This window comes from Paenibacillus hemerocallicola (assembly GCF_006265175.1).
GTDB classification, from domain to species: Bacteria; Bacillota; Bacilli; order Paenibacillales; family NBRC-103111; genus Paenibacillus_AB; species Paenibacillus_AB hemerocallicola.
Genome location: NZ_VDCQ01000057.1, coordinates 57,112 through 72,765, shown reverse-complemented (window position 1 = coordinate 72,765; position 15,654 = coordinate 57,112). Strand labels below are relative to the sequence as shown.

Here is a 15,654-nt window from a genome sequence, read left to right as displayed (position 1 = left end):
CAAACTCGATTCGTTTCGCATTCAGTTTTCAGGGAATAACCAAATTCCAAACGTATAAGCCGCGTCCATATCGGATGCGGCTTTAATGTATTTCTCCATGTGATAGCAGCTTCTGAAGGTAATGGGCAAGCCCGAGCACCGCTCGGGCTATTGCACATAATAAGAAGTGTCGCCGGGATTGATTTTGAGTACGCCTTGTTTCTTGGTGCGGCGCAGCAAGTAAAAAATCCAATAGCGCGGGGCCAGAAACCAGAGGTGCAGGGCCGACAAGGTCAGCCAATGCCCTTTGTCGATCCAGGGGTACAAGCAGCCTATGATGGCGAGACCGATCCAAAACAATTGGTGGTGGATCCGCGTAATGGTGCGAAGCGGGAAATGTTGCTTGGGCAGCAGTCCGAGCCATGGCAGGCGCCAGGCATAAGACCATGTGCCGCGCTGGTCGGCACCGAGCATTTTTATATACAAGCCGATAAGCGTGCTGTACAGCAACGGCAAGAGCACAATGCCCCCTACCAGCCACAGCAAACTCCAAGGGGATACCGAGACCGACAGGAAGATAGCGACCGGAAGCGGCAAAATGCCGTAAAGCAGAAGCGGTATCGGACGGTGACGTATTTTGCGAATAAGCGTAAAATTATAAATGGTCGAGTCTTTATCCAGACGGTGCAAACGAAAACCTCCTGACAAGACGGCTAATCCGTCTTGCGATGAAGCAGGGGTCAACCTGTCCTTTCTATTATATAGGGAACGTCTTGGACGCAAAAGCATTTTCTTCGCAGGATTGCGAATTCGCGGCACCATTCGCCCATAAGCGACATACCTTAATGTAGCCTATGAAACAAAAAGCGGAAAATGTTACTGAAAAGCTGCCGATTCTAGTTTACGAGAGTCGAAAATGTGGCATACTGGTAGAGAAGGGCGGGTGAACCGAGTGGAACAAGAAGAGATGTTAACGAATCCATGTATCATTTGCGATCAGCCTAAGCCATACGGGATCATGATCTGTTCCGAATTCATCTGTGACGATTGCGAAGCGGAAATGGTGAAGACCGATGTATTGGACGCCAAATATCCGTTTTTTATTCATCGAATGAACAAAATATGGTATAAAATGAACGCCTAGCCTGCCGGCCGGCTAGAGCCAATAGATCGAATAGTATATGGCGTACTTCAAGGTCTTCCATTTCGGAACAGGCCTTTTTTGCTTTACTTGGAACGTTTCCTGTATTGTATAAGAGGAAGAATGGCTGATGGAGGGCTTCGAATGAATCCGAAACATATGCCGTTGCTGGATGCGCTTATACGCCACAGCCGGCTTCAACATACCGGGCTTCACGTGCCGGGGCATAAATCCGGAAGAGGCTTGCTCCCCGCCGCGGCCATATTCCGGGAGCTGCTGTCTATCGATCTGACCGAGATTACCGGTCTGGACGATTTGCACCATCCGGAGGGGGCCATTCGGGAAGCGCAGCAATTGGCGGCGGCCTGCTTCGGGGCGGATGAAACTTTCTTTCTCGTAAACGGCAGCACTGTCGGAAACCTGGCTGCCATATTGTCCTTGTGCGATCCGGGAGACATGATCATCGTGCAAAGAAATGTGCATAAATCGGTCATACACGGCTTGATGTTAGCCGGAGCCCAAGCAGTGTTCCTCTCCCCTTGCTACGATTCCGCATCGGGTTTGTCCAGCGGAGTGGAACCGGAACAAGTAGAGCTAGCCCTGCAGCGGTATCCCGAGGCCAAAGGAGTATTGATCACAAATCCGAATTATTACGGGATGGGCGTGGATGTACGGAAGCTTGCCCAACTAACGCATGCCTATGGCAAGCCTCTGCTCGTCGACGAGGCGCACGGAGCCCACTATGGGTTTCATCCCGACTTGCCGGAATCGGCCTTGACCAGCGGGGCCGACCTCGTCGTACAATCGACACACAAAATGCTCACTGCGATGACTATGGGTGCGATGCTCCATATACGGGGCAGCCTGATTGACCGCGAGCGAGTCGGGACTCGTCTGGCCATGCTGCAGAGCTCCAGTCCTTCTTATCCGATTATGGCATCGCTCGATGCAAGTCGCTGTTTGCTGCAAACCGAAGGGAACCATTGGTTGGACCGGGGCTTGAAGGCTGTAGCGCGAGTGGAGACGCTGCTCGACCAATGGCCTTGGTTTCAGGTCATACCGCGAAAACCGACGGCTGCATACGAAACGAAAGATCCTTTTAAAATGGCAATATCCGATGCCACTGCATTACTGAGCGGATTTCAACTGCGCGACCAATTGGAACGGCTCGGGGTTATGACGGAGATGGCCGATCCCCGTCATGTGCTGCTGGTGTTCAGCCTGGCCTCGGAAACGCGAGATGCGGACCGACTGGCTAATGCGCTGGAACATATTGCTTCCGAATTCGGGTTGACCGACAGGAGGCTGTCTTTATCCGCAGAGATGGCGACCGAGCATTCCCTCTACCAAAGTCGCGTCTCCGCTCCGGTCCCATTCCAAATGAATACATCGACAGCAACAGAGCAAGTTGCCCTTACAGAGGCCGTGGGGGCCGTAGCGGGGGAGATGGTTATTCCGTATCCTCCCGGCATTCCGGTCTTGTATCCGGGAGAGACAATAACGGAACAAATCGTGCAAGACCTGCAAGCTATGGCGAGCAAGGGAGCAAGGTTCCAAGGGTCGTCCGATCCGCAATTTCGAACAATTCGGGTGAGCTTACATAAAAAGTAAGCAGGAAACGGGAATGTCTGCAGCGAATAGAACCATTATGCCAATAACGATGCTAATAGGAGAACGATCGTGGCGAATAGAGGATATTTTATAACGGTTGAAGGCGGAGAAGGAGCCGGCAAAACGTCGGCGATCCGCTCGATGGAACAGCTGCTTCGGGAGAACGGCTTCGAAGTCGTGGTTACTCGCGAGCCCGGAGGGATAGCGATAGCGGAACAAATCCGCGAGGTGATCCTGGACAAGCGCAATGTCGATATGGACGGAAGAACGGAAGCGCTTCTATATGCGGCGGCGAGACGTCAACATCTCGTACAGAAAGTAATGCCGGCGCTGCAGGAAGGAAAGGCGGTCTTATGCGACCGGTTCATCGACAGCAGCTTGGCCTATCAAGGATATGCGAGGGGGCTTGGCATTGACGAAATATTCGCATTGAACCGGTTCGCCATTCATGAGACGATGCCGGATCTGACTGTCCTTTTGGACGTATCTCCCCAAACGGGACTAGCCCGGATTCATGCTAACCGGAACCGCGAGGTAAACCGGCTTGATTTGGAAGCCGTATCGTTTCACGAGCGCGTGCGAAGCGGATACTTGCAATTGCTGGACCTTTTTCCGGAACGGATCGTACTCGTTGACGCGGAGAGGTCCGAGGAGGAAGTGGTACTGGCTTTGTCCGCCATACTGATCGAACGATTGGGGCTTAAGTCGGCCGGCGGGAACATTTGCAACCAAAATGGTGTATAATAGCAGCAAGGCCAAAAAGGAATATGCTGCGCCAAATAGATGCACCTATGGGGTATGTAAACGTTTTCTTCGCGTTGTGGTATACTATGTGTACGGTGGAGCATCATAAACGATTCAGAGGAGGTTTTGCTTATGAAGCTGGTCATTGCGGTGGTACAGGATAAGGACAGCAACCGTTTGTCCAATGCTCTTGTCAAGGAAGGATTTCGGGCGACAAAGCTGGCGAGCACCGGCGGATTTTTGAAAGCCGGCAACACCACGTTTATGATCGGGATCGAAGACGAGAGAATACACGAAGTGTTCCAAGTGATCAAGGCAAACTGCAAAGTACGCGAGCAGCTTGTGACTCCCGTATCGCCGATGGGCGGTACGACCGATTCCTATATTCCTTTTCCGGTCGAGGTTCAGGTCGGCGGTGCGGCCGTATTCGTCCTTCCGGTGGAACGATTCGAACATTTTTAAGCCAACATATATAAAAGGAAGGTTTACGAGCGTGAAAATTAATCCCGGCTGGCGCCCATTCGGCAAGCAGATCCAATTGACCGACAGCCCCGCTTCGCCTCCCATAGCTTCCAAAAGCTTCTCGGACATGTTGAATCAACAAGACGGCAAGACCGACGCCGAGCAATTGAACCGGATGCTGCAGCAAATTCAGCTGCAGGGAGAACGGCTGAATAAATCGATGACCGTCCGGGAGCTGCGCGCGTACAAAGCATTGGTCAAGCAGTTTCTCGAGAAAACGGTTCGCAAAGGGATCGGAATCAAGGACACGACCGGATGGGATCGCCGAGGCCGCGGAAAGCGTTACAAACTGCTGGACGAAATTGATCGGCACCTTGTTGAAATGGCTGACGATATGCTCGAAACCGAGGAAGGGAAAATCGAGCTTCTGGGCAAAGTTGGCGAAATTCGCGGGATGCTGATCAATTTGCTTTATTGAAGCTTTTCTTAGCAGTCGAGATCCCCAAAAATCTTGGAGTGAGCGAATAATGAATTTTAAATCGATTCCGGGACAGGAACGTACGAAGCGGATGCTGCAAAACGGCTTGCGCACGGACAAACTGTCCCATGCGTATATATTCGCCGGTCCACTCGGCAGCGGAAAGAAGGAAATGGCGAAAGCGTTCGTGGGGGCGCTGTTCTGCAGTCGGAATGCGGATGACGCTTGCGGCGAATGCTTGGAGTGCAGAAAGCTTGCTCACGGCAACCATCCCGATCTGTATTGGGTAGAGCCGGACGGCGCAAGTATCAAGATTGATCAAATCCGCGAGCTGCAGCAGCAATTTTCTTACCGTTCTTCTACTTCGGGTACGAAGGTGTATGTGTTGAACGATGCAGATCGCATGACCGTACAGGCTGCGAACAGCTTGCTGAAGTTTTTGGAAGAACCGATATCGCCGGCCATCGCCATCCTCATTACGGAGAACGGACAAGCCTTGCTGCCGACGATTCAGTCGCGTGCGCAGTGGATGCCATTTTTCCCGGTTCCGCCTGTACAGATGAAGCAAACGCTGCTGGCCGAAGGGTTATCTCCTGAACTTGTGCACGTTGCCGCCCATTTGGCAGCCGGCCTGGAGGCCGCGAGAGCGCTTATCCAAATAAATTGGTTTGCAGAAACGAGAAACGTGATGATACAATTGATGAAGGACTTGGCCGGCAAGCAGCCTTTTGTCGTCTCCGTTCAGCAGAAGGTCGTCAAGTCGGAAGTCGCCGAGCATTTGGACACGCTGTTCGATATGATTATGTTGTGGTACAAAGACATGATTCATGTATTGTTCGGAAGAAAACAAAGCATTGTTTATATAGATCAGGCGGACTGGTTGGCCAAGCATGCCTTCACCCGGGACGCCGACGGTTGGATCGGTTGCATGGAGCGCACCGTGGAAGCGCGGAAACGGCTCCGCTCCAACGCAAACGCGCAGCTTGTGCTGGAACAGTTTCTGATCGGCGTCAAATAGGCTTACGAAGTAAACTTTGCATCCGCAAAGTTCCTAGGAGGGGAGCAAGTGTACAACGTCGTCGGAGTCCGCTTCAAAAAGGCGGGCAAAGTGTATTATTTCGATCCATCGGATCTTCCTATACAAAAAGAAGACGCGGTTATCGTGGAAACCGCACGCGGTGTCGAATACGGGAAAGTAGTGATCGGGAAGCGTACCGTTGGCGAATCGGATGTAGTGCTTCCTCTGAAACGGGTTATCCGCGTTGCGGACCATACGGACGCCAAGCTGGTCGATGACAATAAAAGCGCGGCGAAAGGCGCCATGGTTACTTGTCAGGACAAAATCAAGGAACACCAGCTCAAGATGAAGCTGGTGGACGTGGAATATACGTTTGACCGCAACAAGATCATTTTTTATTTCACGGCCGAAGGCCGCATCGATTTTCGCGAGCTCGTCAAAGATTTGGCCGGCATTTTCCGGACGCGTATCGAGCTTCGGCAGATCGGTGTGCGCGACGAGGCGAAAATGCTGGGCGGCATCGGACCTTGCGGGCGCATCTTATGCTGTTCTTCGTTTCTCGGCGATTTCGAGCCGGTTTCGATCAAGATGGCCAAAGATCAAAATTTATCGCTCAATCCGACGAAAATATCCGGACTATGCGGCCGGTTGATGTGTTGTCTGAAATACGAGCACGATCAATACGAAAGCGGCAAGCAGGAAATGCCGAAGGTTGGCAGTATCGTCATCACGTCCATGGGCAATGGTAAAGTAATTGGCTTGCATGTGGAAAACCGCACGGTCAAAGTGCAATTGTTCGATGCCGGCAAGGTCGAGGTTATGCCTTGCGACGATGTCGTGGAACAAGATTAACCGATAGTTGGACGCTGAGGTGCAGACGTGGAGAAAAAGGACCTGTTTACGCAAATGCATCAGTTGGAAGAGCAGGCGGGCGGCATTCATCAGGTTATCGGCTCATTGAAGCAGGAAGTCGTCCAGCTGTTGGAAGAAAACAAACGGCTCAGCATTGAAAATCAACAGCTGCGAAAGCTGCTGAGACGCGAAGCTGCCGGGGAGGAGTCGTCTCAGGAGCAAGTCGAAAAAACGGCAAAAGAGACGCACGCCGTCGGCGAAGGCTACGATAATTTGGCCAGGCTATATCTTGAAGGCTTTCATATATGCAATGTGCACTACGGACATTTGCGAACGGAGAAGGATTGTCTGTTTTGCCTTTCGTTTTTGAACAAATAAGCGCGAACTCAATTACCGTAGAGAGCGATTCGAACGGCAACGTATCCAGTTGCCGGACGCGCGACTCTACGGTTTTTTCGCCCTTGTAGAAGAGAGGAGATTCACGGTTTCATGCATCCTAACCCGAACGATAGCTTGCGGCCCGGAGAGCGGCTGGACGATTTGTTGACTCACGATCTGCGGATCATACAGAGCGACGAAGTATTCAGCTTCTCGCTGGATGCCGTTCTGCTTGCCCGTTTCTGCAGCGTTCCGCCTCGCGGAAAAATTGCCGACCTGTGTACGGGAAACGGCGTCGTTCCGTTGCTGCTCTCCACGAGAACGAAAGCGGAAATGGTGGGCGTGGAAATACAAGACCGTTTGGCGGATATGGCGGCCCGCAACGTCGGACTAAACCTGCTGGATGAACAAATTCGCATCGTTCATGGCGATTTGAAGCGGGCGCACGAAACGTTGGGTTACGGGAAGTTCGATCTGATTACGGTCAACCCGCCTTATTTGCCGGTGACGACAGGAGATCATAAAATCAATCCATACATTGCCGCCGCCCGTCACGAGCTGTTGTGCACGTTGGATGACGTGCTTGCCGCTTGCAGCAGGCTGGTTCGTACCGGAGGCAAGGTGGCGATGGTTCATCGGCCCTCCAGGCTGGCGGAAATAATAAGCGGCATGCAGAAGCATCGTCTGGAACCGAAACGAATGAGGTTTGTCCACCCGCGGGAAGGTCAGGAGGCCAACATCGTGCTGATCGAAGCGGTGCGGGACGGGAAGCCGGAGCTCCGGCTGCTTCCGCCCTTGATCGTGTACGAAGGTGACCGGTATTGCCAGGAGCTGCTTGACGTTTACTACGGCCAAGTCGATCGGTTAAGAAATGAAATTCGGGAGCGTGTAATCGATACGCCGCAAGTACAGAAAAGCTATGAACGGAAGGAAGGCCAAGGGACCCTTTATCTTGTAGCTACGCCTATCGGCAACTTGGAGGATATGACCTTTCGCAGCGTCCGCATTTTGAAAGAGGTCGATTGCATAGCGGCTGAAGATACGCGGCAAACCCGGAAGCTGCTCACTCATTTCGATATCCAGTCGCGGCTGGTCAGTTATCACGAGCATAATAAGCGGGCAAGCGGTCCCGAACTGATCCGAATGATCCTCGAAGGGCAATCGATTGCGCTTGTTAGCGATGCGGGAATGCCGGCCATATCGGATCCGGGCTACGATCTTGTCAGGCTGGCGTTAGAAGCGGACGTTTCGGTCGTGGCCGTCCCCGGCGCGAATGCCGCTTTGTCCGCCTTGATCGTATCCGGATTGCCGACGGAGCGCTTTCTGTTCGCCGGATTTTTGCCCAGGGATAAAAAGAAGCTGAAGGACGAGCTGGAGCGGCTTCGTCGCGTACCGGCCACGATTATTTTCTACGAGTCGCCGCATCGGATCGTGAAGACATTGGAGGCGATGAAGGAAGTATGGACGGATGCGCCTGTGGCGATCGTCCGTGAGCTGACGAAACGGTATGAGGAAGTGGTCCGGGGAACGATCATGGAATGTTTGTCGTTTCTCGAGAACCGGGAGACGCTGGGGGAGTACTGCCTGGTCGTAGATCGGAACGGAGCCGATTCACCCGATTCGGAGCATGCAGCCGGACCTTGGTGGGCGGAGCTGACCCTGGAGGAGCATGTGGCACGATACGAACGGGAAGTCGGCGACCGGAAGGAAGCGATGAAGCGGGCGGCGGCTGATCGTAACGTCAGTAAGAGAGACATTTATAACGCTTTGCTGGAGAGATAAGAAAAAGGCAAAAAAGATCCCCATGCGCAACGCCATCACATTGCGCTTGGGGATTACAGAGGAGATATATAAAGGTTAGAATTAACTTTGTTATCGATCCGGAAAACGAATTGGAATCCGAACCAAGAAAAGCAACTCTAGCATAAGAATGCCGCATCATTAGGGATGCTCCGACCAGAAGCTTTTCTTATAATCCTATTATAACCTATAATTCCGAATTTGTCTTTTAATTTGTCATAGAATTATAAATTTCTGCTAATTCGGCCAAACATTCTTTGCTGATCATCTTTCCTTTGAAGTAAACGAGATTGTCGGCGTTACCCGTGAAGATACAAGCGGGCTCGTATTTCTTGAGCATGATCCGCTCTCCGTCAACGTAAATTTCCAAAGCGTCCTTTTCCCCGATTCCAAGTGTACGGCGAAGTTCTATCGGAATCACGACACGCCCGAGTTCGTCTACTTTTCGGACAATACCAGTGGATTTCATCATGTGTTGTTCTCCTCTCGATTATTTCGTCATTATTCGACATTGTTTTCGTCTATCATCATACCAACCATTCCCATAATAGTCAACCGGATTTCAGGCGTTTGGATGTTGTTTCGCGCGCGTCAATTTTTGGTTCAGACGTCGGAAGAGTTGATGCTAGCGGGTTCTTGGATAAGTTCGTGTTAATGCTGTCTACATAATATCACATTATGAAGCTGAATAATAGGCTAGAGTCTCCCGTGATTTGGAAGCGAAAAAAGAATATTTTTCGACATTATCCATGTTTTTATGTCGAACATCGACGGCGTAAAAATCGTTTTTGTCGAATGAATGTTGCCGAGATTGATGAGGCTGTTTTCCGGCTCTTGGTATATACTAGAAAGAAAAGAAAACGCGACGTCGGACAAGGCTTCGCAGCAACCTTTTTACGGTTCGGGAGTGTGGGAGATGACGAGACAGCTGATGGAAGAAAAGGTGTTCAAGGATCCCGTACATAAATACATTTACGTGCAGGACGAAACGATCTGGAATTTGATCAATACGAAGGAATTCCAACGGCTTCGCCGGGTCCGGCAGCTGGGAACTTCCTTCATGACCTTTCACGGCGCCGAGCACAGCCGGTTTTCCCATTCGCTCGGCGTATATGAAGTGGCCCGCCGTATCATTTCGCAATTCGAGCGGAACGGCTACGCCGACTGGCCGAAAGAGGAAAGGCTCCTGTGCCTGTGCTCGGCGCTTCTCCACGATATCGGGCACGGTCCCTTCTCGCACTCGGTGGAAAGCGTGTTCGGAACCGATCATGAGGAATGGACGTGCAAGCTCGTGTTGGGAGACACCGAGGTGAATCGCGTACTGACCGAAGCCGACCCGGAGTTGCCCAAGAAAGTATCCGATGTCATATGCAAATCGTACGGCAAAGAAATCGTCGTCGGCTTAATCTCGAGCCAACTGGACGCGGACCGGATGGATTACTTGCTTCGTGACGCGTATTACACGGGCGTCCATTACGGCACGTTCGATCTGGAACGGATTTTGCGGGTCATCCGTCCGCACAAGGGCCATATTGTCGTTAAGGAAAGCGGCATGCATGCGGTCGAAGACTACTTGATGTCCCGCTACCAGATGTACTGGCAAGTATATTTTCATCCCGTCACCCGCAGCTCGGAAATTATACTCCGTAAAGTATTCGAGAGAGCGAAGCGGCTTTATGAGGATAAGCACGAATATCAGTTCCTGATGGGTCCGCTCGTCGGCTTGCTCGAAAACAAGATGACGACGGAAGATTACTTGATGCTGGACGAATCTTACGTCCAGATGACGATCATGCAATGGAGCAAGGAGAAGGATGGTATCTTGTCCGATCTATGCTCGCGTTTTTTGAACAGAAGGCTGTTTAAATATGCAGCTGTGGACGAAATCGACGGTATGCTGGAAAGCGAGCTTCGGCAAGGAATGCGTGCATGCGGAATCGACCCGGACTATTACTTGGAGATCGATTATTTGACCGAGCTCCCCTATGATGTATACCGTGCCGGCAATGAAGAGGAAAGCTTGCCGATATGGCTGCTTGACGGTAAGCACGAGCTTGTGGAAATTTCCCGCAAGTCGGATATTATCCGGTCGATCGGCGGCATACATGGGGGCAAGCATCATATTTATTTTCCGGCCGAGCTTCTGAGCCATGCGGAGCAGTGCCTTTCGCCCGCCTTGCTGCGAACTTTGGGACTGGACGGGTAATATGCGGGAGATAGGTAGAAGCGGCGAAGAAATTCGCAGCTTTGCGGGTACGGCTACGGGACTCCGCAAAGTACCGGAATAAGCCTGAAACCATTACTGCACTTTGTGGGGAGAGAAAGCTATTGCTTACGGATACGCATACGCATTTGAACGCGCCTCAGTTTGACGAAGACCGGGACGAGGTGATCGCACGAGCGCTGGAAAACGGAGTGAGCCGGATTATCAACATCGGCTTCAACCGGGAAACGATTCCGACTTCGATCGAATTGACCGAGAAGTACGATTTTATTTATTCGGCGGTCGGATGGCATCCTCAGGATGCCGTCAACATGGAGGCCGACGACCTCGATTGGATAGAGGAGCTGTGCGCGAAGGAGAAGGTTGTGGCGATAGGGGAAATCGGTCTTGACTATTATTGGGACACCTCCCCGAAAGACGTGCAGCACCGGGTATTCCGCGAACAAATCCGGCTGGCGCGCAAGCTCGGGATGCCGATCGCCATCCATAACCGCGATGCGCATCACGATGTCGTGCAGCTGCTCCGGGAAGAGAAGGCCGAGGATGTCGGCGGCGTGATGCATTGCTACTCGGGAAGCTGGGAGACGGCCAAGCTGTGTTTGGACATGAACTTCTACATTTCCTTCGGCGGCCCGGTAACGTTTAAGAACGCCAAACAGCCGAAGGAGGTTTTGGCGCAAGTGCCGATGGACCGGCTGCTGATCGAGACGGATGCTCCGTATTTGACTCCGCACCCCTATCGCGGCAAACGAAACGAGACAAGCTATGTTCGGCTCGTAGCCGAGGCCGCGGCGGAAATCAAAGGCGTTTCTTTCGAGGAAATCGCCGGCGTGACGTCGGATAACGCGACGCGGCTTTTCAGGCTGCCTTTGCGCTAAAATTTTTTGAAAATTTTAACGAAATTTTAAAATCCCCGCTCGCTCCCGGTCGCGCAAGTAACGATTCCGGGAACGAAACGGGGATTTTTAAGTTGTCGATAAAGTCAAGAAAATAGAGATAATCCCTCTCCTTTTCCGCTTCCCCTTTTTTGCAGACTTTATCGACAAAAGTATGCGGCTAAACTGCTTTGACCCGAGAACGAAACGCATAAGCAAGCGCCAAGCCGAGCGGCGGAAGTGCGAGCAGCCACGGCGAGAATACTGCCGGCCGGAACATCGGCAGCGCAAGCAGCACGATCTGGACGAGCTGGGCGATAAAAGCGATTCGGGCGGCCGATACCTGGCGCAGCGAAGCCGGTATAGGATACAAGGCAGGCCAGACGGAATGCCGGTGAAACCGGCCCAGAGCCGACAGCTGCACATTCGTGATCATCTGAAAAAGCGCATAAACGACCGCGAACAGGAGCGGGCTGCGGACGACGAGCAGTATCGCCAATGCTACAAGCGTCAACCGCAGAACGATGCCGAACAGCTCCGACCTCAGCAAAGTCAAGGCATACAAAAAACGAAAGGCGTTTTCCTTGCGGAATTGGACCAGATTCGCCAAAAGAGACAAAGCTTTGCGCGGTTTAACGCGATTCGGCAATTCCGGCACATCGACGAACCAGTTGAAAAATAGCAGCATCGTCGTATTGTGACTCGACTCCTTGCTCCGCAAGTATGGCCAATTAACCGGCACTCTTCGCGACATACGGGCCCACACGCTCAGCGCGGCGAATGCGGCGAGCAGAAGGAGGGAAGCGGGCAAGCCTCCGAACCGGTACAGCACGTACACGATCGCGGCATTGGCTACCCACCGCGTGAAGCGGAACAAGGCGCGGTGACCGGCGCGGACAAATGTGCCCTCCGTCCATGCGCCGAGCAGGTTCGCGAATTTCAGCGCGAGAGCGAGCAGGAGCACCGAAAAGTAGGGTTCGGCATCGTCCGGAAAGCCGTGCCGGTATATCGGCATGCTCGAGGAGACGGCAAAAACGGTGACGAATGCTTGGGTGGCGAAGCTGTAAGCCACGGCTCGCCGGAAATAGGTTCCCATCTTCGCTTCCATGGGGAGCAGGAATACGAGATCCGCTTCGCGAAGCAGCGTGCGGATCGGACTGATCGCCAAGAAAGGAAGCAGCCAGCAGGTGATAACCAGCATATGAGGGAACGTATCCGGCAGTCGGGCAAGCAATTTGCCGTACATGTACGAGGAACCGATAAACACGGCGAGCAAAAACAGGAAAAATCCGCTCTGTCCGGCATATACGGTATAACGCGAAACCGTCCTCATGTGCGCCGATAGACGCTCCTTCCATAACTGCGCAGCCGGATTCATGTCGCGCCGCCTTTCACGATCGTATAGAACAGATCGTCGAGCGTCTTTTCCGGAGCTCCGCCGGCCGATGACCGCAGCTGCTGAAGGGTGCCTTTTGCCGCGATTCGACCCCGGTGCAGGACGATAAACCGGTCGCAATACGTTTCGAGCGTCGACAAAATGTGGGAGCTGATCAGAAAAGCCGCACCGCTTTTTTTACGCTCCACCATCAGGTCCAGGAGCGATCGGATGCCTAGCGGATCGAGTCCGAGGAACGGTTCGTCGATGACGTACAGCGGCGGTTCGACAAGAAAAGCGTTCATGATCATCACTTTTTGCCGCATGCCTTTCGACAACGTCTGCGGAAACGAGTCAAGCTTGTCGGTCATGTCGAACTGATCGGCCAGGGTGACGGTCCGGCGTTCGAATGCGGCGGAATCGAGCCCGTACGCCATGGCGGTCATGCGAAGGTGCTCGCGAATCGTCAATTCCTCGTATAGTTCGGGAGCTTCGGGGACATAGGCGAACGAGCCGCGATACCGACCGGTATCGTCGCCCCTTTCGAGCCCCATTACGCGTACGGAGCCGGTCTGGGGTGCCAGTAATCCCAGTATGTGTTTAATTGTCGTACTTTTTCCAGCTCCGTTCAGACCGATCAACCCGACCATTTCTCCCGGATGAATCGAAAAATCGAGCTCGCGAATGACCGGGCGGTTCCAAATATAGCCCCCGGACAGCTCCTTGATTTCCAGTACAGGATCCATTTTTTTCCTCCAGTTTACGTTCCCGTTTCCTGTCCATCATACCATTTTTACCCGAAAAATCGCATCTTCGGGTGGATGATTTTAACAAAACGTATACGTAGAGTAAGCCATAGAAGGTTTAGACGAAGAAAAACAGCGATTTGTTGCATAAAAAAAGTGAAATATCACACATTTTTCGGGTTTTCGATAAAATACCGGCTTTTCACCCTCTTTACAGGTTTTTCATAAGGCTTTAATATTACGATCATAATGATTCGAAACTGCATACCGCCATCGACTTACTATCGCTGAGTTTCCAAAAAGGGAAACGGGGGAACCAAGTTCATGGGGTGAATTTTGCGACATGCCGTCGGAGCGGCTAAGCGCAAATAGGGCGACTCTCGCGTCCGAACCCGTCAGCTAACCTCGTAAGCGTGAAGAGAGAGGCACGATTGTCGGGCATGAATGCCGCCTTTAACTGGGATGAGCATTGAATTACACGCCGCGAGAAGAGTACCTCTTCATAGCGGCTTTTATTTTCGAATTTTTTGAATTTTTCGAAAATAATTCTTGAACGGACTACTTGGACAGCCGCCGTCATATTTATAGCCCAAACATGCTGCAGCCGATGGCACAAAGCACGAATCATCAAAACTAAACCAGGTCGCGTCAATCAAAGTCATGCGTAACACTCGACGGCGAGAACTGATGAAGGAGGACCGCAGAAGTGGGCGTTATTCCAACAGGAGAAACCCATGTAAAACGATCATCCAGCATGTCTTTCGCAATGCGATGGAAGCATGAAAACTTGCGTTTGATCTCAATAGGCGCTTTGTTTTCGATCGTAATGACAGTTATGTTTGTATTGCTTTTACATGGGACGTCAATAAAAAAAGTGGCGCTCGTCGTCAATGGGGAAGAAAAACAGATCCAGACGAAGCAGTCCACGTTATCCGCTCTTCTCGAGGAGCAGCAAGTTTCCGTTAGCGAGCACGACAGGGTGTCGACGGGACTCGATACTAAGATAAAGCACGGCGACACATTCGCCATCCAACATGCGATTCCCGTTCAAGTAACGGCGGATGGCAAGACGGAGACCCGGTACACGGTAGCCAATACGATTGCGGAAGCGCTTCAGGATTTGAAAGTAGAGCTCGGGGAATTGGATAAACTGTCTCCTGCGCCCACGGAAGCGGTCGTGGCCTACACGCCGATTCAAATCGTACGGGTAGAGAAGCAGCTGGAAGATCAGACGGAAACGATTCCGTTCGATACGGTGAAGCAGAACGATCCGAACTTGCTCAAGGGCAAGGAGCAGATCGTCGCCGAAGGCAAGGAAGGCGTTCTGGCGAAAAAAATCGAGAAAGTGTTCGAGGATGGTCAGCTTGTGGCCGAGAATGTGGTCGATCTGAAGGTCGAGCAGGAAAGCGTCAACCGCGTCGTCGCTCTCGGCACGAAAAATCCGGTTGTCGTCTTGTCGGCGGCTTCCCCGGATATCGACGAGGTAACGAAGGACGACGTCAAGTTCGCCTACAAGCAAATTTTGAATAACGTCTCGTTAACGGCATACTCCATCGATGCGGCTTCCACGGGCAAATCTAGCGATCACCCGCAATACGGGATTACGTCCTCCGGAGCCAGAGTAAGCGAAGGGCGTACGATCGCGGTCGATCCGAAGGTCATTCCGATCGGCTGGTGGGTGTACATCGAAGGGATCGGTCTGCGACGTGCGGAAGATACCGGCAGCGGCGTCAAAGGAAACATGATTGACGTTTATTTCGAGAACCCCTCTTATGCGAAACGCTTCGGCTTGAAGCGCGGCTACAAGGTATACATTATCGGCAAGGATAAACCGGTCATGAACTGATTCCGTATTCAACGCTATGTATTATTACCCGCATACCATTTGATTGTAACGGCTCCATCCGGTATTATTAATAAATAAGTTACCCATGCGAAAGAAGAGGCGAGCCCTCTTCTTTTTGTTCGTAC

16 protein-coding genes, 1 pseudogene and 1 riboswitch are annotated in these 15,654 nt (G+C 52.1%); of the genes and pseudogenes, 13 read left to right on the top strand and 4 right to left on the bottom strand.

Going from position 1 to position 15,654, the window contains the following annotated elements; translation table 11 throughout:
* Positions 1-147: 147 nt before the first annotated feature.
* Complete coding sequence (locus FE784_RS30300; protein WP_139606002.1) at positions 148-669, bottom strand: hypothetical protein; 522 nt, start codon at positions 667-669, stop codon at positions 148-150.
* A gap of 226 nt (positions 670-895) precedes the next feature.
* Here FE784_RS30300 and FE784_RS30295 point away from each other — a divergent pair, with 226 nt between their 5' ends.
* The 10 genes and pseudogenes from FE784_RS30295 to rsmI all read left to right on the top strand — a co-directional run bounded on the left by FE784_RS30295 (position 896) and on the right by rsmI (position 8,445).
* On the top strand, positions 896-1,123 hold the full coding sequence (locus FE784_RS30295; RefSeq protein WP_425465576.1) for a sigma factor G inhibitor Gin: 228 nt from the start codon (positions 896-898) through the stop codon (positions 1,121-1,123).
* A 141-nt stretch (positions 1,124-1,264) separates the two neighbouring features.
* Positions 1,265-2,731: an aminotransferase class I/II-fold pyridoxal phosphate-dependent enzyme gene (locus FE784_RS30290; protein ID WP_139606001.1), complete on the top strand. Its 1,467-nt coding sequence runs from the start codon at positions 1,265-1,267 to the stop codon at positions 2,729-2,731.
* A gap of 69 nt (positions 2,732-2,800) precedes the next feature.
* On the top strand, positions 2,801-3,475 hold the full coding sequence (gene tmk, locus FE784_RS30285; protein ID WP_425465575.1) for a dTMP kinase: 675 nt from the start codon (positions 2,801-2,803) through the stop codon (positions 3,473-3,475).
* 132 nt (positions 3,476-3,607) lie between these two features.
* Positions 3,608-3,937: a cyclic-di-AMP receptor gene (locus tag FE784_RS30280; protein WP_120751337.1), complete on the top strand. Its 330-nt coding sequence runs from the start codon at positions 3,608-3,610 to the stop codon at positions 3,935-3,937.
* Between the two features lie 31 nt (positions 3,938-3,968).
* Entirely contained in the window at positions 3,969-4,415 is a 447-nt protein-coding gene (locus FE784_RS30275) for a YaaR family protein (protein ID WP_139605999.1), read from the top strand.
* 49 nt (positions 4,416-4,464) lie between these two features.
* Positions 4,465-5,433 carry a DNA polymerase III subunit delta' gene (gene holB, locus FE784_RS30270; RefSeq protein WP_139605998.1) on the top strand — a complete coding sequence of 323 codons (969 nt, stop codon included), beginning with the start codon at positions 4,465-4,467 and terminating at the stop codon, positions 5,431-5,433.
* A gap of 48 nt (positions 5,434-5,481) precedes the next feature.
* Positions 5,482-6,285: a PSP1 domain-containing protein gene (locus FE784_RS30265; RefSeq protein WP_139605997.1), complete on the top strand. Its 804-nt coding sequence runs from the start codon at positions 5,482-5,484 to the stop codon at positions 6,283-6,285.
* Positions 6,286-6,312: 27 nt separating this feature from the next.
* Positions 6,313-6,663, top strand: coding sequence for a DNA replication initiation control protein YabA (yabA, locus tag FE784_RS30260; RefSeq protein WP_139605996.1), 351 nt, complete (start codon positions 6,313-6,315; stop codon positions 6,661-6,663).
* A 111-nt stretch (positions 6,664-6,774) separates the two neighbouring features.
* Positions 6,775-7,530: pseudogene (locus FE784_RS30255) on the top strand (tRNA1(Val) (adenine(37)-N6)-methyltransferase); the annotation flags it as partial.
* A gap of 24 nt (positions 7,531-7,554) precedes the next feature.
* Positions 7,555-8,445, top strand: a complete 891-nt coding sequence (gene rsmI, locus FE784_RS30250; protein WP_246132255.1) for a 16S rRNA (cytidine(1402)-2'-O)-methyltransferase — start codon at positions 7,555-7,557, stop codon at positions 8,443-8,445.
* A gap of 226 nt (positions 8,446-8,671) precedes the next feature.
* Here rsmI and FE784_RS30245 read toward each other — a convergent pair whose 3' ends face one another.
* Positions 8,672-8,935, bottom strand: a complete 264-nt coding sequence (locus FE784_RS30245) for an AbrB/MazE/SpoVT family DNA-binding domain-containing protein (protein WP_120751344.1) — start codon at positions 8,933-8,935, stop codon at positions 8,672-8,674.
* A 444-nt stretch (positions 8,936-9,379) separates the two neighbouring features.
* Here FE784_RS30245 and FE784_RS30240 point away from each other — a divergent pair, with 444 nt between their 5' ends.
* Both FE784_RS30240 and FE784_RS30235 read left to right on the top strand, forming a co-directional pair.
* Positions 9,380-10,669 (top strand): HD domain-containing protein, encoded by a 1,290-nt coding sequence (locus FE784_RS30240; protein WP_139605995.1) that lies wholly within the window; start codon positions 9,380-9,382, stop codon positions 10,667-10,669.
* A gap of 122 nt (positions 10,670-10,791) precedes the next feature.
* Positions 10,792-11,565, top strand: coding sequence for a TatD family hydrolase (locus FE784_RS30235; RefSeq protein WP_139605994.1), 774 nt, complete (start codon positions 10,792-10,794; stop codon positions 11,563-11,565).
* A 178-nt stretch (positions 11,566-11,743) separates the two neighbouring features.
* Here FE784_RS30235 and FE784_RS30230 read toward each other — a convergent pair whose 3' ends face one another.
* Positions 11,744-12,940 carry an ABC transporter permease gene (locus FE784_RS30230; protein WP_139605993.1) on the bottom strand — a complete coding sequence of 399 codons (1,197 nt, stop codon included), beginning with the start codon at positions 12,938-12,940 and terminating at the stop codon, positions 11,744-11,746.
* On the bottom strand, positions 12,937-13,683 hold the full coding sequence (locus FE784_RS30225; protein WP_139605992.1) for an ABC transporter ATP-binding protein: 747 nt from the start codon (positions 13,681-13,683) through the stop codon (positions 12,937-12,939). Before FE784_RS30225 ends, FE784_RS30230 begins: the two co-directional genes overlap by 4 nt.
* A 275-nt stretch (positions 13,684-13,958) precedes the next feature.
* Positions 13,959-14,111: riboswitch (cyclic di-AMP (ydaO/yuaA leader) on the top strand.
* A gap of 446 nt (positions 14,112-14,557) precedes the next feature.
* Here FE784_RS30225 and FE784_RS30220 point away from each other — a divergent pair.
* Positions 14,558-15,529 carry a resuscitation-promoting factor gene (locus FE784_RS30220; RefSeq protein WP_342779146.1) on the top strand — a complete coding sequence of 324 codons (972 nt, stop codon included), beginning with the start codon at positions 14,558-14,560 and terminating at the stop codon, positions 15,527-15,529.
* Positions 15,530-15,654: the final 125 nt, after the last annotated feature.

Bases quoted from the DNA above. Each gene is read 5' to 3' on its own strand.
- FE784_RS30295 (WP_425465576.1), top strand. From the start codon at position 896: ATGTGGCATACTGGTAGAGAAGGGCGGGTGAACCGAGTGGAACAAGAA.
- FE784_RS30290 (WP_139606001.1), top strand. From the start codon at position 1,265: ATGAATCCGAAACATATGCCGTTGCTGGATGCGCTTATACGCCACAGC.
- FE784_RS30280 (WP_120751337.1), top strand. From the start codon at position 3,608: ATGAAGCTGGTCATTGCGGTGGTACAGGATAAGGACAGCAACCGTTTG.
- holB (WP_139605998.1), top strand. From the start codon at position 4,465: ATGAATTTTAAATCGATTCCGGGACAGGAACGTACGAAGCGGATGCTG.
- FE784_RS30245 (WP_120751344.1), bottom strand. From the start codon at position 8,935: ATGATGAAATCCACTGGTATTGTCCGAAAAGTAGACGAACTCGGGCGT.
- FE784_RS30240 (WP_139605995.1), top strand. From the start codon at position 9,380: ATGACGAGACAGCTGATGGAAGAAAAGGTGTTCAAGGATCCCGTACAT.
- FE784_RS30230 (WP_139605993.1), bottom strand. From the start codon at position 12,940: ATGAATCCGGCTGCGCAGTTATGGAAGGAGCGTCTATCGGCGCACATG.
- FE784_RS30225 (WP_139605992.1), bottom strand. From the start codon at position 13,683: ATGGATCCTGTACTGGAAATCAAGGAGCTGTCCGGGGGCTATATTTGG.